Genomic DNA, 18,917 nt, shown 5'->3' with positions numbered 1-18,917 from the left:
CGTGGCGCCCCACTTGGAACTGCTGACCCGCGTACCGCTCCCGGAACGGCTCTCTATGATTCCAAGCGCCCGAAGCTCCGAGTAAGCCAGAACCACGGTGCTTCGATTAACTCCGATTTGCTCCGCCAGTTTTCGCTCGGAGGGGAGTAAGCTGCCTGGAGGAAACTCACCGTAAGATATTCTTTGCTCCAAAGCATCAGCAATTTGCTGATATAGAGGTTGTGTGCTGTTGCGATCCGGCTTCCACACCTTCCTCATCCTTTCATGAACATATTCAGCTGTTTCTGTCTGTAATGTTAATCATATCACTATGCTTAAATGAAGGGTTTTCATAATTTCATCATTACGATGACAAATATCCAGTACACCGGTAGAACATGGAGGTTATATCGATTGTAAATCGGATAGGTCACCATAACCCTGCCGGGATAGGGGGGAATCGCTGCAGTTTCTTGACAAAACTTAAAAACAGGAATAAAGTATGATTTAATTAATCGTAATAATTACGATTATGAAACACGAGAATAGGAGGTGTTGAATATGCGAGTGACGGTAACTTTGGCATGTACGGAAACCGGCGACCGTAACTATACAACGACTAAAAATAAAAGAAATCACCCGGAGCGAATGGAATTGCGCAAATATTGTCCACGCTTGAAGCGGGTGACGCTTCATCGGGAAACCAGATAGCGAATACAACGTAAGCCGGACCTATCATCCGGCTTATTTGACTTCAAGCGAAATGGGATTACACTAAAATAACAGAATGCAGCGATGTGAACGAGGGGGATGGATGGGATGAACCAGGAACGACATGATTCCAGCGGTGAGCTGCTCCTGAGCACACATACCCCGGAACAGTGGAGGCGGAGAAGGCAGGAGCTTAACGAATGGATCAACAGACCCAAGGTGCGCAAACAGCCCAAACGGACACGGTTATTCGGCGATACTTCTGTCGATGAGCGGTTATATCCGATATTGATCCAGCTGCAAAAGGCGGGATTGGAGACCGAGTTTTCCTGCGCCGGCGTAAGCCCGCTGGATGAACCCGTTGATCATTCCCTGTATGCCTACCTGACGTTTTTCGCGAGTGGTCCTGCGGAGAAGTTCGCGAACATTCTGATGGGAAACATGAGACATCGAGCGCTGATTACCTATGAGCCTGCCCGTCAACGCTATGACGTGTCATCGTTTTTTATCGGACATAACCGTTCCTTCTGTCTGCTTCTGCAGCACAGTGCGGATCGGTTATTAATATAAGGAGTCGTGATCGAATGACGAGAAGCATCATTGAATGGGATGCGGGCGAATGGACAACCGAACCGGTATCGGTGACAAAAGAAGGGTACCATCTGAAGGTAGAGTCGAGAGAAGGCAGTGATTATTGGGAGAAAACCTTGTACGGATTTCAACGCGACAGCGGGCATTCACTGCTTACCTCGTGGGATCACGATGCGGCCATGGAGGTCACTTTTGAATTGGATTCCTTTACAGAACTTTACGACCAGGCTGGGATTATGCTTATGAACGCTCCGGGACAGTGGATCAAAGCAGGGATCGAGATTAATGACGGAATCCCGCAGCTTGCCACTGTCGTCACCGATGGATATTCGGATTGGTCGCTCGCGCCGGTGCCGGAGTGGGTTGGCGAGCGTGTCACGATCCGTGCCTCGAGGCTGAATGATGCAGTCATCATCAGGGCAAGAACCGGCAAGCATCCTTGGCGAACCGTCCGCGTTGCCCCATTCCCTACCGGGACAGAATGTCAGGCCGGACCTTTTGTTTGCTCGCCGACCCGTACCGGACTGAACGTAACATTCACGCATTGGGTGAGGACGGAACCGGATAGCGACATCCATGTCGACCCGCCTATTGAAGCTGAAGTGTAGGAATATGTGCGGGTTTTGGTCGAATCAAGGAACTGGAATAGCGATAAAGAGACTTCACCTGAATGTCGTTACCGGGTGAGGTCTCTTTTATATGCCGGTCCTCTGTATCAATTGCCACAGCGGGCATGCTGCGTGTATTGATATATTGAAGGTGGACACACGAACCTGCGAAATATTGATCACGTCCAGCAAAGGGGATACAACCATATGCCAAGCAAAGAAAGTGTTGCTATTAAAGAACGGTTGACCGCAGAGGGATTTCATCATAAATGGGAAAATGCCGGAACGATTCGGCAATATATCGAAACCTTGCCTCCGTATCCTGCACTTTCAGAGGAACAGGAAGGATTGGAAACCCGTTGTTTTCACAGCGGATCCGGCTTGAGTATGAATTATTATATATCGCATGCCGCGATGGAACAGGGGACCATCGTTTATATGCACGGCGGTGCTTATATCGAAGAGATTCTTCCACCCCATTTCGCTTTTGCCAAACAGTGGACGAAGCGAACCGGATTCACCGTCATCATACCGAATTATCCCACCGTCCCGGCTATAGATGCGAAGAAGCTGACGGGGCTGATGCGCGAATTTTACAAGTACATCTGCGCCCAGACGGGGGGTCCGGTATTTCTAATGGGTGATTCGGCAGGTGGAGCGCTGGCTCTCGATATGGCCCAATCGGTAAAAGGAACGCCGCTTGTCCCGAAGGGATTAATTCTGCTCTCGCCATGGGCGGATGCAGCCACGGACAACCCCCAGATTGCCGTGCTCGCTATACCGCAGCGTGACGTCTTTCTGCAGCCGGCCGGACTCAGAGAGGTCGGAAGGATGTATGCAGGAAGCCTTCCTGTGGACGACCCGGCGGTCAGTCCTTTGTTCGGCGAGATGGGAGGCCTTCCCCGCACGGTCATCCTCGTCGGAACCGATGACTCCTTGCTGCCGGACGCTCGTTTGCTGCGCGATAAACTGGTCCGAGAAGGCGTTGATGCCGAGTATTGGGAATACGAGAACATGATGCATGTGTGGCCTCTGTTTCCGATGCCTGAAGCCGAAGAAGCACTGGAGCGGCTGCATCAATGGGTGGCGTGCGATGGAGGCAAGCCCTAATGGAGGGTGAGGGACCATCCAATTGGATGGTCACAACTGTCGCGCAATTGGATGGTGTGCATTAGTCGATTGTTCATTATAATGAGGCAGAAATGACAAATGAATGATTATTACGGTTGATCCTGATGCCTCAGGTTCTATAATAGAATGTATATAATGAATAATCGAATGGGGTTGTTTGTGGTTGGTTATGTATATTATCGTCATCGCACTGGCATTAATTGGAGGAGTTTCCACGCTTCTTGTAGGATTATCTCAGGAGAATAAGAAGGCAAACCCGAACTATGAGCGGAAAACAAAAACCAATCTCACGAAGCTGCTCATCATTTATCTTGTTTCGTTAATTGCGTTTATTGTGATATGGATGATGTTTAGATAATTGTAGAGGCCGTAACCTGGAATGATGACCGGGGAGCGGCCTTTTTTATTCCGATAAAGGACTTGCGGGTGAAGCCGACGAAACATGATGCTTGCCAGACTGTCCCGGTATTATGTTTTATTCATGATGATCATTGGAACCTGGGTCCATTTGATGTATTCTGGAGACATCAGCTCAACGGAAATTGTGATCATTGCTTACTTTCAGATGCGAGCTGTGTTCACTTCAGGATGGTTTATGAATGGATGAGAAGAAAGGACAGCATCACTAATCGATAAGGGAGGTCTTAGGATTACATGGCATTAAACATAGGAATGATCGGCACAGGCTGGTTTAGCAAAGTACATGCGGATATTCTGTCCAATATGGATGGAGTGAATGTTGCGGCTTTTGTCGGGACGAGCCAAGAGAAAGCGGAAGCAGCGGTAAAGAACTACGCCACGGCCAGGGCATATAGTGATGTTGAGCAAATGCTGGATAAAACCAAGCCTGATGCGGTTTATATCTGCGTTCCGCCGTTTGCGCATGGCGATATCGAATCCCAGCTTGTGCAGAGGGGTATTCCATTTCTGGTAGAAAAGCCGCTTGGGACAAACCTGGCTACACCCAAACAGATTCTGCATGGGGTGAAGAAGGCTGGATTATTGACATCGGCCGGGTATCATTTTCGTTATACGGATGCAGCCATGAAGGCTGCCGAGATGCTGGATAGCCGGAAGATCGGGATGGCACTTGGCTACTGGATGGGAGACATGCCGCAGGTATACTGGTGGAGACAGCAGGAAGGCTCCGGAGGGCAATTTATCGAGCAAACCACCCATATGGTTGACCTGCTTCGCTGCCTGCTGGGAGAAGTGGATGAAGTGTATGCGGCGTTCGCCCATAGAGCCATGCAGGACATTCATGAGGGAGTAACGGTACACGACGTGGGTACCGCGACGCTGAAATTAAGGAGCGGGGCGGTGGCAACGATCTCCAACACCTGCATGCTGCCGGAATCGGATAAGGTAGGCTTGGCCATCTATACGGAGCAAGGAGTCATTGACATTCAACCCGATAAACTCATCGTCAAGGAAAAAGGAAGAATAACGGAAATCCGCAATGCAGCTAATCCTTATCTTCGAGAGAGTGAAGCTTTCATCCATGCGCTGCGCACAGGCGATGCTTCCGGAATCTTATCGACCTATGAGGATGCCGTCAAAACGATGGAAGTTACCTATGCGGCTTTGCGGTCAGCCGAAACGGGAGTACCGGTAAAGGTCGGGGAATGATCATCAACCCCTCACCGCGGTCTGTCTGAAAAGTACGTCGATCGACGTTATTCTTATGTTCGTCGACCAGATTCATAATGATTGCATTAGGGATGTCCCATGAGATCTTCAGGTCTTATGGGACATTCTTTTTTTTTGTTCAAAAAGCGCTCCGTGCACGAATCGTTCCTTTCGAAGGGGTTTTTCGGGCGACAAGCCATCAACAAGGGAATTCTCTTAGGAATATAGGTGTTTCCCTAATAGGAACCGGGGAAGAAGCCACCCATAATAAAGCTATACGAAGGACGGCACATTGATTCCCCAATCATTGTCATTCAAGCAGAAGGAGTTGAACTGTCCTATGAAACGAAAGTCGGGGCTGAAGTTCTTCAAGAGGATGGAAAGCTATTCTGACAATTGGTCCGTTCTGGAGGAGAAAAGCAGGGAATGGGAGGATATGTACCGCAAGCGCTGGTCGCATGACAAAGTGGTGCGGACAACGCATGGCGTGAACTGTACAGGCTCCTGCAGCTGGAAGGTTTTTGTGAAGAACGGGATCATCACTTGGGAAAACCAGCAGATTGATTATCCTTCCTGCGGGCCGGATATGCCGGCGCCGCTTGGGCCAGCATCGTCGAAGATCCGGAGAAATCGAAGTCCTATAAACAAGCACGGGGTAAAGGCGGTCATGTCCGTGTGTCCTGGCAGGAGGCCACGAAGCTGATCTCCGCGCAGCTCATTTATACGATCCGCAAATACGGGCCGGACCGCATTGCCGGTTTCACCCCGATTCCGGCCATGTCGATGATCAGCTATGCTTCAGGTGCCAGATTCATTTCTCTGCTCGGCGGCGAAATGCTCAGCTTCTATGACTGGTATGCGGACTTGCCGCCGGCATCTCCACAAATCTGGGGAGAGCAGACCGACGTGCCGGAATCCAGCGATTGGTACAATGCCGGTTACCTGATCATGTGGGGCTCAAACGTACCGTTAACGCGGACGCCGGATGCCCACTTCATGACGGAAGTGCGATATAAAGGCACCAAGGTTGTGTCGGTCGCGCCGGACTATGCCGAGAACGTCAAATTTGCCGATAACTGGCTGGCTCCGAATCCCGGAACGGATGCGGCCATTGCGCAGGCCATGACGCATGTCATTTTAAAAGAATTCTATCATGAGCGCCAGGAGCCGATGTTCCTGAATTATGCGAAACAATATACGGATATGCCTTTCCTGATTCTATTGGATGAGTTTGAGGGGGGCTACAAGGCGGGACGCTTCCTGCGGGCAAGCGATCTGGGCGATGCCTCTCAGCATGCCGAGTGGAAGCCGGTGATCATCGACGAGAATACCAATGAAATCACGGTTCCGAACGGCACAATGGGACAGCGCTGGGAGCAGGATAAGAAATGGAACCTGATCCTGGAGCGCGAGGACGGCTCGGTCATTGCGCCGGCGCTGTCCGTGGAGTCTCAGGGTGGGGAGTGGCAGACGATTTCCTTCCCGTTCTTTGACAACAACGCTAACGGTACCTTCAAACGCCTAATTCCGGCGAAGACCATTCAGCTGGCGGATGGAACGGAGCGTCTGGCGGCAACGGTATACGATCTGATGTTGAGCCAATATGGAATAGGGCGGGCAGACAGCGGGCTGGGTGTAGACGAATACAAGGATGCGGATTCCTTCTATACCCCGGCCTGGCAGGAAAAAATCACGGGTGTGAAACCATCGGTCGTCGTCCAGATTGCCCGGGAGTTTGCGCAGAATTCGCTGGAGACCGGGGGACGCTCGATGATCATCATGGGCGCCGGGATTAACCACTGGTTTAACAGTGACACGATCTACCGTTCCATTTTGAATCTGGTCATTCTAACGGCGTCTCAAGGCGTAAACGGCGGCGGCTGGGCGCATTACGTCGGCCAGGAAAAATGCCGCCCGATCGAGGGCTGGTCCACGGTCGCCTTCGCGAAAGATTGGCAGGGACCGCCGCGTCAGCAAAATGCGACATCGTTCTTTTATTTTGCGACCGACCAATGGAAGTACGAAGAAATGGGGGCCGATTCGCTGAAATCGCCAACGGGCGGGGAAATCCGTTACCAGCACCCGGCGGATTACAACGTGCTTGCCGCGAGACTTGGGTGGCTTCCATCTTACCCGCAGTTTAACAAAAACAGCTTGAAGTTTGCGGAGGAGGCAGCACAGCTGGGGAAAACCACCCATGAGGACATTGTGAAGCATACGCTTGCGCAAATCGTCTCTGGAGATACCAAGTTTGCGGCCGAAGATCCCGATGCGCCTGAAAACTTCCCAAGATCCTTGTTCGTATGGCGCTCGAATCTGATCTCAAGCTCGGCCAAGGGTCAGGAATACTTCATGAAGCATTTATTGGGCGCCTCGGACAGCCTGCTCTCGACGCCGAATGAAGAGGATAAACCGGAAGAAATGGTGTGGCGCGAAGAAGTCGAAGGCAAGCTGGACCTGCTTGTTGCGCTGGACTTCCGGATGACATCAACGCCGATGTACGCAGATGTAGTCCTTCCTGCAGCGACCTGGTATGAAAAAACGGACTTGTCTTCAACCGATATGCATCCTTTCGTGCATCCGTTTAACCCGGCAGTAGATCCGCTCTGGGAATCACGGTCGGACTGGGATATATACAGAACGATTGCCGAGGTCTTCTCCGACATGGCAAAGACCCATCTTCCGGGAATATATAAGGACCTGGTCACCACTCCGCTCTCTCATGACTCCATAAGCGAGATCGCCCAGCCATACGGTGAGGTGAAGGATTGGCGCAAGGGTGAAATTGAGGCCGTACCTGGCAAAACAATGCCCAATCTGACGGTGGTTGAGCGGGACTATACGAAAATTCACGACAAATATATTACGCTCGGTCCGAACCTGGCTACAGGCAAAGTCGGAGCGCACGGCGTCAGCTTCTCGGTCGCCGAAGAGTATGAAGAGCTGAAGCGTTTGAACGGAACGTATTACGACGACACCATCAAAAACGGCCTGCCCAAACTTCATACGGCAAGAAATGCGGCGGACGCCATTTTGAATCTGTCTTCGGCCACGAATGGCAAGGTATCGCAGCGAGCCTGGGAATCGGCGGAGCAGGACACCGGCGTGCAGCTAAAAGACATTTCCGCAGACCGCGCTGCAGAGCGCATCACGTTCCAGAGCATTACGGCGCAGCCGCGGGAAGTCATTCCGACGCCGGTATTCAGCGGATCGAACAAAATGGGAAGACGATACTCCCCGTTCACGACGAATATTGAACGGCTCGTACCTTTCCGCACGCTGACCGGCAGACAGCATTTTTATATCGACCACGAAATTTTCCTGCAGTTCGGCGAAGCGCTGCCGGTGTATAAACCGACCCTTCCGCCAATGGTATTCGGGCCGCGCGACAAGCAGATTACCGGGGGAAAGGATACACTCGTGCTCCGATATCTGACGCCGCATGGCAAATGGAACATTCACAGCACCTACCAGGATAATCTGCACATGCTGACGCTGTTCCGCGGAGGCCCGACGGTATGGATTAACAATGATGACGCAGCGGCGAACGACATTCAGGACAACGATTGGCTGGAAGTATACAACCGCAACGGCGTTGTCACCGCCCGCGCCGTTGTCAGCCACCGGATGCCGAAAGGCACGATGTACATGTATCATGCGCAGGATAAACACATCAACGTGCCGGGCTCGGAGATTACGAAGGATCGCGGCGGCAGCCACAACGCGCCGACGAGAATCCATGTAAAGCCGACCCAGATGGTCGGGGGCTATGCCCAGCTCAGCTATGGTTTTAACTACTACGGACCGATCGGCAACCAGCGGGATGTGTACGTGGCTGTCCGCAAAATGAAAGAGGTGGATTGGCTTGAAGATTAAGGCACAAGTCGCCATGGTCATGAATTTGGATAAATGCATTGGCTGCCATACGTGCAGCGTCACCTGCAAGAGCACCTGGACCAACCGTCCGGGCGCGGAATACATGTGGTTCAACAACGTGGAAACGAAGCCGGGCATAGGCTATCCGATCCGCTGGGAAGACCAGGAGAAATACAAGGGAGGCTGGACGCTGAAAAAAGGCAAGCTGCAGCTGAAATCCGGCAGCAAGCTGTCCAAAATCGCGCTCGGCAAAATTTTCTACAATCCGGATATGCCGGAAATGAAAGATTACTATGAGCCGTGGACGTATAACTATGAGCATCTGACGAATGCCGGGGAGAAGAAGCATCAGCCGGTGGCCCGTCCGAAATCGGCAGTAACCGGCGAGACGATGAATCTGGAATGGGGTCCGAACTGGGAAGACGATCTGGCGGGAGCCCATGTCACCGGCCCGAAGGATCCGAATATCGAAAAAATCGAGGAAGAGATTAAATTCAACTTCGAGCAGGCGTTCATGATGTATTTGCCCCGCCTGTGCGAGCATTGCTTAAACCCGAGCTGCGTAGCGTCCTGTCCTTCCGGTGCGATGTACAAGCGGGATGAAGACGGCATCGTCTTGGTGGACCAGGAAGCCTGCCGCGGCTGGCGATACTGCATGACCGGCTGTCCGTACAAAAAGGTGTATTTCAACTGGAAAACGAACAAGGCCGAGAAATGCACCTTCTGTTTCCCGAGAATTGAAGCCGGTCTGCCTACGGTATGCTCCGAAACCTGTACAGGACGTATCCGGTATTTGGGCGTGCTGCTGTACGATGCCGACAAGGTACAGGAGGCAGCTTCCACGCCGGACGAGAAGGATCTTTATCAGGCCCAGTGCGATCTGTTCCTGGATCCGCATGATCCGGCAGTGATCGAGCAGGCGCGGAAGGACGGATTAACCGAAGAATGGATCGAAGCTGCCCAAAATTCGCCTGTCTATAAACTAGCCATTGAATACAAGCTGGCCTTTCCGCTCCACCCGGAGTACCGGACGCTGCCGATGGTTTGGTACGTACCGCCGCTCAGTCCAATCATGAACTATTTTGAAGGCAGAGATTCGATCGAGAATCCGGACATGATTTTCCCGGCAATTGAGGAGATGCGCACACCGATTCAATATCTCGCGAATCTGCTCACGGCAGGGGACACGGTGACGGTGAAGGATGCCTTGCAAAAAATGGCGATGATGCGTTCTTATATGCGCGCGCAATCGTCGGGGGCTGAGTTTGATGAGACACGGTTAGCACGGGTTGGCTTGACCGCCTACCAAATGAAGCAGATGTACCGTCTGCTTGCCATCGCGAAATACGATGACCGGTTTGTTGTCCCGACTTCGCATAAGGAAAGCCATATGGATGTTTACCGTTCGCAGGGTTCCGAAGGTTTTAGCGCAAGCTGCGGCGGTTGCGGACCGGAAGGACTGCAGGGCAAAACGGGCAAAGAGCTGTACGAAGAAAACTTCTACGGGGGGATCTGGCGTGATTAATCTCGGAAAGCTGCATGATTATAAACATGTTTTCGGTTTTTTCGCTCAGCAGCTCACGTATCCGGAAAAGCTGGATTTCCACCCGTCGGTTATGGAGGAGTCGCTTGACTCCTCTGACCCGGCCTATGAATCCGTCAGAACGTACTGGACGACCATGCATGAATACAGCATGGAAGAGATTGAAGAGCTGTACGTCCAGACCTTCGACTTTCAGGCGAAATCCACATTGTATATGACCTATTATAAATTTGAGGACGGCAGGGAACGTGGCCAGATGCTCGCCAAACTTAAAGAGACGTATGAGATGTTTGGTCTGGGCATCGCGGGCTCGGAACTATCGGATTATCTCCCGCTGATGTGCGAGTTTCTATATGCAGCGAATTGGCAGGGGCGCGAGAAGGAAGCTGGAGAGAGCCTGGATTTGATGCTGGCTGTCATGGAGGACGGCACCTATCATCTGCTGAAAGCTTTGGAGAAATATAAGAGTCCGTATCTTTATCTCATTCAAGGCCTTCGCGCGACGTTCAAAGCATGTTTCAATCAGGAGGAGGCGGCTCATGAGCATGATTAATCAGTTTCTGTGGGTCATTTTCCCCTATATCTGCCTTGCCGTGTTTATTGTCGGTCATATTTACCGTTACCGTACGGACCAGTTTAACTGGACAGCAAAATCCAGCGAGTTTATCGAGAAGAAACATCTCAAGCTGGGCAGTCTCATGTTTCATTTAGGCATCATTCCTGTTATCGGAGGGCATGTTGCAGGCTTAGCTATCCCTCAATCCTGGATGGAGTCACTGGGGATCAGCGACCATATGTATCATATCGGGGCGGTGTATATTGGAAGCGCATTTGGCTTTCTAACGCTGGGAGGCATGGTATTGTTAACCGCCAGGCGGTTCACCATTCGTAATGTCCGAAAACTCAGCACCGCTTCGGATATGCTGGTTAATGTCCTTCTGCTGTTTATCGTATTTATGGGGATGTACAGCACGCTGGTCACGAACGCGGTGCAGCCGGAATTCAATTATCGGGAAACGGTCTCCGTGTGGTTTCGTGGATTGTTTATGCTCCGTCCGGATGCTTCGTTGATGGTGAACGTGCCGCTGTCGTTTAAAATTCATATTCTGGCCGGATTCGGCATTTTTGGCTTATGGCCGTTTACCCGATTGGTGCATGTGTGGAGTGTTCCGTTGAATTATGTGGGGAGAAGATATATTCTGTATAGAAAGCACCGTAAATTTGAATCGTAGAGCGGAAGAAGGCTGTTGGGCCTTCTTTTCTACGTCAGAGGAGTAATGGAAATGAAGAATCAGCCGATCCTTAATTACCAAAGTGAAATGGATAAGCTTCGAGCCCGGTTTCAATTCGATTTCGTGTCCATGGCGTTGGTGCAGCCGGCTGAAGACCGATTTGTTTTGACCTGGCAGTATGCCTCGGGAAATATAAACGAGAGGTACAAGCGTATCGTTTTACATTCCGGCAAAGGCATCGCGGGAATGGTATTTAAGACCGGAAAACCGATGCTGATTCAAAACGTGAATGCCGATATTGAATCAAGGGACTTGTATAATTATCCAATTATCGTTGCAGAGCAGTTGAAAAGCCTTGGCGCAGTACCGCTGTGGGAAGGCTCTCGCGTCAAGGGGGTTTTGCTTGTGGGATATCGCAAGGAAAACGTGCTGGATCCAAGGTCCTTTGAGTCGTTTCAGGAAGGAATGGGAACGGAATTTGGTGCTTTTTATGCCAAGGAGGTATCACAGCCTTGATTCAGATGACGGATGAGCATTTAAGCGAATTGCTTAGAAGCATGTATCAGAATAGCATGGAGGCCATTTTTTTATCGACGAAAAGGGCAGCGTGGTGGCTATGAATCCGGCTGCGGAGAACATCCTTGACATTGATGTAATTGAGAGGATGCAGTCCGGTGCGGATGGTTCCTTCTGCCAGACCTGCAAAGGCTATACCGATGAACAGGATCTTATAACCTGCTCCACATGCTATTTAGATTATCCGCATGGGGAGTTTTCATCGTTCCAGGTCTATCTTAAGACGCGCGGCGAAGGCATCGTTCCCTATGCGGCCAGTTACCATATCATCGATGAAGCCCGCGGCATCCGGGTGATGATGCTCCTTGACCTGACGAAGCAGCAGAAAACACAGGAAATGCTGCAGCGGACGAATATGCTGAAATATGTCATCAAGGCACAGGAGGACGAGCGTAAGCGGATATCCCGCGAGCTCCATGATAGCGTGGCTCAAGAGCTGCTCAGCTCGCTGGTCGACCTGCGTGTCGTTAAATATATGGATGTAGGCGAGGATGTGCTCAAGAAGCTGCATCAGACCGAGGTGTCTTTAACCCGGCTTCTGGATGATATCCGGCATTTATCCGTTGAACTCAGACCTGCTTCATTGGATGATTTGGGGCTTGAGGCTGCATTCCGCTCCCATTTTAAATGGATCGGGAAGAATTACGGAGTGCTTGTTGAGTTCTCTGCGGAGTTAGCGGCAGCCCGCTACGGCAGCGAGATTGAAACGGTTGTGTACCGGGTATGTCAGGAAGCGGTGCTGAATGCCATGAAATATTCAGGAACGGACGAGGTGCATGTACGATTATGCGAAGTGAACGGCTACCTTCAGCTAACCGTTCGTGACCGTGGAGTTGGGTTTAATATGGTCATTGATGAAGCCAAGGGAACCGGATTGGGGCTGTACGGGATGCGGGAACGCGCGGAGCTCGTCGGGGGTCAGTTTATTTTGCTGTCCGCTCCCGGTGAGGGTACGACGGTTCAGCTCAACATTCCGCTTACGAATGGTGACGACAAGCCGGAGGTGAGGGTTACGTGAAAATTGTGATTGCGGATGATCATGCCGTGGTCCGCAGCGGATTTTCCATGATTCTGAATTACCAGGAAGACATGGAGGTTGTCGCGACGGCGGCAGACGGTATGGAGGCTTACACCATGGTGGCGAAGCATCGGCCGAATGTGCTGTTGATGGATTTAAGCATGCCCCCCGGCGAAAGCGGGCTGATTGCGACCGGCAAGATCAGCAGCGAATTTCCGGAAACGAAAATTCTGATCCTAACCATGTATGATGATGACGATTACCTGTTTCATGTTTTAAAAAACGGGGCTTCAGGTTATGTGCTCAAAAATGCGCCGGATGATGAATTAATCTCCGCCATCCGCATGGTGCATAAGGGAGGGACCTATATTCATCCCCAGATGGCGACTTCCCTGGTTCGGGAGTTTATTAAGAAAGATAGTGAGCGCGCGGAGCAGGATCCGTTTAACAGCCTGTCCAAAAGGGAGATTGAGATCCTGCCTCTAATCGCCAAGGGCTATGGCAATAAGGAGATTGCAGAAAAACTGTTCGTATCGGTCAAGACGGTGGAGGCGCACAAGGCCAAAATTATGGAAAAGCTGAATTTGAAAAGCCGTCCGGAGTTAGTGGAATATGCGCTGAAGAAAAAATTGCTGGATTTTTAGTCTTACCTATACAACAGGGCGCAATAAAGGGTCATTGCTTAAAGGAATAGGGAAGTTCCCCGGTGAGATTCAGGGAACTTCCCTATTAGCATTGTGAATAGGTGCACGTACAATAGGAGCTGGGGATCAATATGCCATTCATTACGCTTTAGAAAAGGTGATGGAAATGATCAAAAAGGTGCAGCTTCCGCTGCAAACAATGAATCTGGTGCTTGGCTTTATGGTATGGGTCATCATCTCCGCGCTCTTGCCGTTTATTCGCGAGGATATCTCCATTACGGCCGACCGCCTCGCTATTCTGACGGCTATTCCGGTGGTGCTGGGTTCGGTCCTCCGGATTCCGCTCGGCTATTACGCCAATGTGGTGGGAGCACGAATTGTTTTTATCGCCAGCTTTATCCTGCTGCTGTTTCCGGTTTATTTTATCAGCTCGGCTACCTCCTTTACGCATTTGGTAATCGGCGGCTTGTTCCTTGGGATCGGGGGGGCCGTATTCTCGGTCGGCGTGACCTCACTGCCTAAATATTATGCGAAAGAGAAGCTCGGACTCGTAAATGGGATATACGGAATGGGCAACATCGGCACCGCCATTACCACGTTCGCTGCACCGGTCATCGCGACTCAGATCGGATGGTCCAAAACCGTCCAGCTGTATTTGGTTCTGCTGTTGATCTTTGTTGTGCTAAATGTAATCTTAGGCGACCGTAAAGAAATCAAAGTGAAAACACCGATCATGGAACAGATCAAGGGTGTATATAAAAATGAAAAATTGTGGTTTTTCTCTCTTTTTTATTTTATTACATTCGGTTCGTTCGTAGCCTTTACGGTGTACTTGCCGAACTTTCTGGTTACCCATTTCGAGCTTGCGAAGGTGGATGCCGGGATGCAGACGGCAGGGTTCATTTTGGTAGCAACAATATTACGTCCTGTAGGCGGCTGGCTTGCAGATAAGTTTAAACCGCTGTTCTTATTAATGGGCGTATTCATAGGGCTCACGGCTGCGGCCATCCTGTTGGCATTCTCTCCGTCCATTAGCTTGTATACGGCCGGCTGCTTAACCATTGCCGTTGGTGCCGGGCTTGGAAACGGGGTTATTTTCAAACTCGTGCCCCTTTATTTCAACAAGCAGGCCGGCATTGTGAACGGTATCGTGTCCATGATGGGCGGTCTTGGCGGATTCTTCCCGCCGCTGATGCTTTCCTTCATCCATTCGGCTACAGGGCAGTATTCCATTGGATTCATGGCTTTATCGCAGGTTGCGCTTGCCAGTTTTGTTATTGTGGTATGGATGTACTATCAGGACAAACTCTCCGTACAATCCGAGGTGTTTAACTCCACCGGCCAAGGGATATTGGTTACGGATCGAAGCGGAAAGATCAATGCCGTCAATCCGGCATTCACGAAGTTAACGGGATATTCGGAGGAGGAAGTACTTGGCAAGAATCCGAGCGTATTGAAATCCGGAAGACAAACACCGGCGTTTTATCAGGCGATGTGGTCTGAAATCATGGAACATGGAAGCTGGCAGGGGGAGATTTGGAACCGCAGGAAGAACGGAGAAGAGTACTTGGAACTGCTAACGATTAACGCGGTAAAGGACGAATCGGGTGACATCGTTCAGTATGTGGGCACCTTCAGCGATATTACTTATCATCCGCCTGGCCGTTGTTCGAATGGCTGAAGATATGGATCGTACCGGGTATGAGTCTATGGATTGGAGAGGGAGAGACACATGAAAAAGACGAGGTTTGTCATACCCCGGGAGCATGGTGGCTGGGCCATGGTCAGCGTACCCTATATCATAGGAATGGCGGCAGCCAAGCCGGCGCTTCTGCACCTTCCGTTATTTTTGGCGTGGTTAGGTTTATATATGGCATCCTATCCGTTTCTGCAATCCTTAAAGAAAACATCCCAACGTAAAACATGGTTATCCTGGGGGATCGTTCATGCCCTTATCGCTATTGCGTTTCTGATTCCGGTGCTTGTCTTCAAACCGATGATGCTCTGGTTTGCACCTGTGCTGCTCATCCTGATCATGGTGAATGTTTGGCATGTCCTTCAGAAATCGGAGCGTGCGCTGTTAAATGATATTTGCGCGATTCTGCTGTTCTGTACCGGAGGCGCCGCTGCTTATATGCTGGGAGGCGGTGGTTTCGATCCGATCCTTGCCGCCGTCATTGGGTATAATTTCCTTTATTTTACGGGGACCGTGTTCTTTGTCAAATCGGTCTTTCGTGAACGCAAAAACAGACGCTGGACCGTATACGCAAAATTGTATCATGCTGTGATGTTGGTTCTGCCGATCATCTTCGGGAATCCATGGATGTGTCTGCCATTCCTATTTCCGTTCATTAAGACGTTACTGTATTCCGGAAAAATAATGAAACCGATGAAGGTCGGAATCATCGAGATTGTAGGTTCCGTCCAGTTTTTATTGCTGTCCATGATTTTGATGTAGTCTGCCGTTTTCATAAAAATCGATTCCATCGTCCATTCTGTTATAATAAGTGAAGGTATATAGAAGGGAACGATGTTAATGACATATACAGCGCAGCAGGTGGCCGAATGGATGGTGGAGGAAATCCGGTTTACGGGTAATTTGTATCAGACGGAGGCCATCCGCTATGTACGCGAGAACTTCGGGGAAGAATTTGTTTTCGTGAACGAAAACGGAAACGCCTCGCTGTCCAAGGACGTGAAGAAGGCATTCCGCAAACTGCATGGCGGACGGATTGCTTGGGATCGCGACGGATTCATGTGGGCGTGGACGTAGTCTTGTTGAGCAAAAAAATAACAAGGATAGAGAGAGACCGGCTTAACGGCCATCCTCCCTTTCATAATGAGAACAGCTGCCTTGAAACCAGGGCAGCTGTTTTTCTTCATGACTTATTTAATTCGGTGAACCGTGAATTGTCCAGTTGAAGCGTGCAGGGTCTTCGCAGCCTGCTCCGGGTCCAGCTGGCGATGCCGCTCTACCGCATAACGGAACTCATAGAAGCCGCCAAGCGTCGCTTTGAAGTTGGTTTCCCAGTAGTTGGTCAATATCCAGGCATACGTGGAAGGACGGCTGTCCGCCGGCTGCATGGTGTGGAGCTGACGAGGCGCGTGCTCCAGCGTTCCCAGCTGTACAAGCGGCGTGTCCGTCATGGACAGGGCCAGCGCTTCCCGGTCTATAGCCGAGTGCCAGAATATTCCCTCTTGCACACTGGTGTAATCCAGGCAGCTTCCGGGAATTTGATCCTTCCAAGGCCGGAAATGACAACCGGCTTTTTCCACGTATAACTCGGCTTCAGTGCCCATGGAGAACGGCAAAGCCACATAGACATTTTCCGGCAGCCAGACGCTGTCCTTGTGGAAGCGGACGGACACCTCGACCCGAGGCTGGTTGGAAAACATCTTGATGTGGAGGGCATAATAGCTGAGTCCCTTCACGTCGAACACCAGCTCGACCAGGGCAAATAGCGGTCCGTTGTCCAGCACGGTGACTCGGGTCAAGCGTCCGGTATCCCGCTGGACGTTCGTGCCCTTCCGGTTGCGTCCCATGCGGCGGCGGGTTGAGCATATTTCGGACGGATTAAACTCATCCTGTGCCGGCGTTACCTCGTAGATGGGGGTGAAAGGCGCGTGCTCACGTGCGCCGTCCAGCAGGTCTGCTGAGCGTGTCTTATCGATCCAGGCCGTAATGCCTTCGTTCATCTCCCATTCGATCCGGAAGGATTCGGATTCGATCGAACGCTTGCCCACCACAATCGGATAAGGAGTTATGGGCTGTGACTGGATGTCGGCGATTCCTTCGCACGCAATCGGTTCGGTGTTGCGCGCAGTCACCATGTTCCCGGAAGCGGAGAGTGCATCCGGTGTTTCGTGCGGATGGATGTACAAGATCCGGGACTCATCCGGTTCAAGCGAGAGCTGCGTAACAAGCGCCCCCGTGTGTGCCAATTGGTACGGTAGCGCCTGCCCGGTCGTTTCGTCGATGAGCTCGAACTTTTTCTTCAGGATCACGTGTTCCCAGCCATCCAACGGAATGGCGACCTGCAGCGTCGCTGCGGCCGGTTCCGTATTGATCACCTCGTAGCGCAGGGGACGATGGGGAGCGAGCAGCGCGCCCTGACGGGCTACGAGCGCTTTATCCAGCGCCCGGTAAGCCATCTTGCTGGCTTCCGCCGCATAGGCCTGCTTCCGCACCTCGAGCATTTGCACCTGCGGATGCCATGGCTCATACACGGAGGAATGATAGCCCCATGTATGCTCGGCATACATGGTCAGCGCCTGTGACGTTTCCTCGACCTCGGCCAGGCTTGCCGCACCATGGACCGGATCTAGCCGCTTGACTTTGCGAAGCGTGCGCTGGGCATCCCGGTAAATCTGGGTATGCATTGCTGTTGAAGCGACCCCATCCGTCCACCAGTCCGGCCAATCCCCCCGGTGTACCGGAAGCGCAGACAGGTCCTCCTGTTTCAATGCCGCAAAAAATTCGGACAGCGTAGCCATCTTAATGGTGATTTGGTCGCCGTATTGTTCATTCCATTTCGTAATCCACTCCGCGATATCCGCATTCGGGGATGCATTGTCCGTGCCCAGGCCGGAGACCATGACTGGAACGAAGGAATACGGATAGGACTCCTGCTCAAGATTCCATAAATACCGGTTAATCCGTAAAGCAGCGATCTCGTTATGACGTTGTTCAGGCTCCATCAGATTATGCTGAAGCTCGTCCTTGATGATATATTTGCCCAGTGCATCAGGGCAGAACCCGAGCTCGTTGCCAAACATATAATGTTCGCCGTTCCAGACAAGCAGCCTGCCGCCATTCGGACTTTCCCACCAGAACGGGGTTTGTTTGCGGCCCAGCGGAAACATGCCGTGATGCGTATGGATACAGGAAAACAGATGCTCAATGTTATTTTGCAGCAGGCTTTCGGCATACCCCCAGCTGTATCCGTTAATGTCGGCGGTCATGGCGCTGTCGATCCGATGTCCGAAGGACTCCGCGAACTTTTGCGCTTTGCCGTGATTCCGCAGAAGGAGGTCGAAATCCGGGAGCTCGGTCATATTGAGATAGGTTCCGGACAGTTCGATGTCGCCACGCTTTACCGCTTGTTGAAAAGCTGCTTTTTCCGCCGGGGTCGCTGCTTCGAGAAATTTTTCTACGGCCCAGAAGGTCTCGCAAGTCCAGCGGAACGATTCCCATTCCGGGCGCTCCCCGCGTTGTGCGGCTTCCGTGATGTCTAGTGCCTGGCGGATAAAATCAACATGGTACTGCTCGATTCTCTCTTGGCGTTCCGTGTAGCCGATATCCGTGTGGGAATGATGGATGACATAGATCGTCCAGGGACGGGCGGGTCGATGACCGCCTTGGGTGGATAGGTTCATATA

The 18,917-nt window shown here is 51.5% G+C and carries 16 protein-coding genes and 2 pseudogenes; 16 read left to right on the top strand and 2 right to left on the bottom strand.

Going from position 1 to position 18,917, the window contains the following annotated elements; translation table 11 throughout:
• The coding region (locus ACPV3A_RS06620; protein WP_426198485.1) for a GntR family transcriptional regulator at positions 1–249 on the bottom strand (249 nt) is incomplete at its 3' end.
• A 291-nt stretch (positions 250–540) separates the two neighbouring features.
• On the opposite strand from ACPV3A_RS06620, the gene rpmG reads away from it, so the two are divergent.
• The 16 genes and pseudogenes from rpmG (at position 541) to ACPV3A_RS06540 (ending at position 16,311) form a co-directional block, all read left to right on the top strand.
• Positions 541–690 (top strand): 50S ribosomal protein L33, encoded by a 150-nt coding sequence (rpmG, locus tag ACPV3A_RS06615; RefSeq protein ID WP_098742858.1) that lies wholly within the window; start codon positions 541–543, stop codon positions 688–690.
• A 108-nt stretch (positions 691–798) separates the two neighbouring features.
• Entirely contained in the window at positions 799–1,260 is a 462-nt protein-coding gene (locus ACPV3A_RS06610) for a hypothetical protein (RefSeq protein WP_426198484.1), read from the top strand.
• Between the two features lie 14 nt (positions 1,261–1,274).
• On the top strand, positions 1,275–1,889 hold the full coding sequence (locus ACPV3A_RS06605) for a DUF1349 domain-containing protein (RefSeq protein ID WP_339296068.1): 615 nt from the start codon (positions 1,275–1,277) through the stop codon (positions 1,887–1,889).
• 207 nt (positions 1,890–2,096) lie between these two features.
• Positions 2,097–2,999: an alpha/beta hydrolase fold domain-containing protein gene (locus ACPV3A_RS06600; protein WP_426198483.1), complete on the top strand. Its 903-nt coding sequence runs from the start codon at positions 2,097–2,099 to the stop codon at positions 2,997–2,999.
• Between the two features lie 190 nt (positions 3,000–3,189).
• Positions 3,190–3,378: a hypothetical protein gene (locus tag ACPV3A_RS06595; protein WP_194545116.1), complete on the top strand. Its 189-nt coding sequence runs from the start codon at positions 3,190–3,192 to the stop codon at positions 3,376–3,378.
• A 296-nt stretch (positions 3,379–3,674) separates the two neighbouring features.
• On the top strand, positions 3,675–4,649 hold the full coding sequence (locus ACPV3A_RS06590) for a Gfo/Idh/MocA family protein (RefSeq protein ID WP_194541774.1): 975 nt from the start codon (positions 3,675–3,677) through the stop codon (positions 4,647–4,649).
• Positions 4,650–4,989: 340 nt separating this feature from the next.
• Positions 4,990–8,525, top strand: a pseudogene (locus ACPV3A_RS06585) (nitrate reductase subunit alpha).
• On the top strand, positions 8,515–10,050 hold the full coding sequence (gene narH, locus ACPV3A_RS06580; protein ID WP_071223729.1) for a nitrate reductase subunit beta: 1,536 nt from the start codon (positions 8,515–8,517) through the stop codon (positions 10,048–10,050). Before ACPV3A_RS06585 ends, narH begins: the two are co-directional and overlap by 11 nt.
• Complete coding sequence (narJ, locus tag ACPV3A_RS06575; protein ID WP_426198482.1) at positions 10,043–10,621, top strand: nitrate reductase molybdenum cofactor assembly chaperone; 579 nt, start codon at positions 10,043–10,045, stop codon at positions 10,619–10,621. The genes narH and narJ overlap by 8 nt, the downstream gene beginning before the upstream one ends.
• Positions 10,608–11,300: a respiratory nitrate reductase subunit gamma gene (gene narI, locus ACPV3A_RS06570; protein WP_194541777.1), complete on the top strand. Its 693-nt coding sequence runs from the start codon at positions 10,608–10,610 to the stop codon at positions 11,298–11,300. Before narJ ends, narI begins: the two co-directional genes overlap by 14 nt.
• Positions 11,301–11,351: 51 nt before the next feature.
• A complete protein-coding gene (locus ACPV3A_RS06565; protein WP_426198481.1) occupies positions 11,352–11,816 on the top strand; it encodes a GAF domain-containing protein in 465 nt (154 codons plus the stop codon).
• Positions 11,813–12,894, top strand: a pseudogene (locus ACPV3A_RS06560) (sensor histidine kinase). Before ACPV3A_RS06565 ends, ACPV3A_RS06560 begins: the two are co-directional and overlap by 4 nt.
• Complete coding sequence (locus ACPV3A_RS06555; RefSeq protein WP_426198480.1) at positions 12,891–13,538, top strand: response regulator transcription factor; 648 nt, start codon at positions 12,891–12,893, stop codon at positions 13,536–13,538. Before ACPV3A_RS06560 ends, ACPV3A_RS06555 begins: the two are co-directional and overlap by 4 nt.
• 166 nt (positions 13,539–13,704) lie before the next feature.
• Positions 13,705–15,219 (top strand): nitrate/nitrite transporter, encoded by a 1,515-nt coding sequence (locus ACPV3A_RS06550; protein ID WP_426198479.1) that lies wholly within the window; start codon positions 13,705–13,707, stop codon positions 15,217–15,219.
• A 51-nt stretch (positions 15,220–15,270) separates the two neighbouring features.
• On the top strand, positions 15,271–15,996 hold the full coding sequence (locus ACPV3A_RS06545) for a YwiC-like family protein (RefSeq protein ID WP_426198478.1): 726 nt from the start codon (positions 15,271–15,273) through the stop codon (positions 15,994–15,996).
• A 78-nt stretch (positions 15,997–16,074) separates the two neighbouring features.
• The gene (locus tag ACPV3A_RS06540; protein WP_041621962.1) at positions 16,075–16,311 is read left to right on the top strand and encodes a DUF6953 family protein; all 237 of its coding nucleotides are present in this window, start codon (positions 16,075–16,077) and stop codon (positions 16,309–16,311) included.
• 113 nt (positions 16,312–16,424) lie between these two features.
• Here the strand turns inward: ACPV3A_RS06540 and ACPV3A_RS06535 are convergent, their stop codons facing one another.
• A complete protein-coding gene (locus ACPV3A_RS06535; protein ID WP_426198477.1) occupies positions 16,425–18,914 on the bottom strand; it encodes a glycoside hydrolase in 2,490 nt (829 codons plus the stop codon).
• Positions 18,915–18,917: the final 3 nt, after the last annotated feature.

Origin of the sequence: Paenibacillus sp. Dod16 (assembly GCF_049893405.1) — a bacterium.
Classification (GTDB): Bacteria; Bacillota; Bacilli; order Paenibacillales; family Paenibacillaceae; genus Paenibacillus_AQ.
The sequence above is the reverse complement of the archived record's forward strand: the minus strand, read 5'-3'. Positions and strand labels throughout refer to the sequence as shown.

Coding starts and splice junctions, on each gene's coding strand:
- ACPV3A_RS06550 (WP_426198479.1), top strand. CDS start 13,705: ATGATCAAAAAGGTGCAGCTTCCGCTGCAAACAATGAATCTGGTGCTT.
- rpmG (WP_098742858.1), top strand. CDS start 541: ATGCGAGTGACGGTAACTTTGGCATGTACGGAAACCGGCGACCGTAAC.
- ACPV3A_RS06590 (WP_194541774.1), top strand. CDS start 3,675: ATGGCATTAAACATAGGAATGATCGGCACAGGCTGGTTTAGCAAAGTA.
- ACPV3A_RS06565 (WP_426198481.1), top strand. CDS start 11,352: ATGAAGAATCAGCCGATCCTTAATTACCAAAGTGAAATGGATAAGCTT.
- ACPV3A_RS06600 (WP_426198483.1), top strand. CDS start 2,097: ATGCCAAGCAAAGAAAGTGTTGCTATTAAAGAACGGTTGACCGCAGAG.
- ACPV3A_RS06535 (WP_426198477.1), bottom strand. CDS start 18,914: ATGAACCTATCCACCCAAGGCGGTCATCGACCCGCCCGTCCCTGGACG.
- narI (WP_194541777.1), top strand. CDS start 10,608: ATGAGCATGATTAATCAGTTTCTGTGGGTCATTTTCCCCTATATCTGC.
- ACPV3A_RS06595 (WP_194545116.1), top strand. CDS start 3,190: ATGTATATTATCGTCATCGCACTGGCATTAATTGGAGGAGTTTCCACG.
- ACPV3A_RS06605 (WP_339296068.1), top strand. CDS start 1,275: ATGACGAGAAGCATCATTGAATGGGATGCGGGCGAATGGACAACCGAA.
- ACPV3A_RS06545 (WP_426198478.1), top strand. CDS start 15,271: ATGAAAAAGACGAGGTTTGTCATACCCCGGGAGCATGGTGGCTGGGCC.
- ACPV3A_RS06540 (WP_041621962.1), top strand. CDS start 16,075: ATGACATATACAGCGCAGCAGGTGGCCGAATGGATGGTGGAGGAAATC.
- ACPV3A_RS06610 (WP_426198484.1), top strand. CDS start 799: ATGAACCAGGAACGACATGATTCCAGCGGTGAGCTGCTCCTGAGCACA.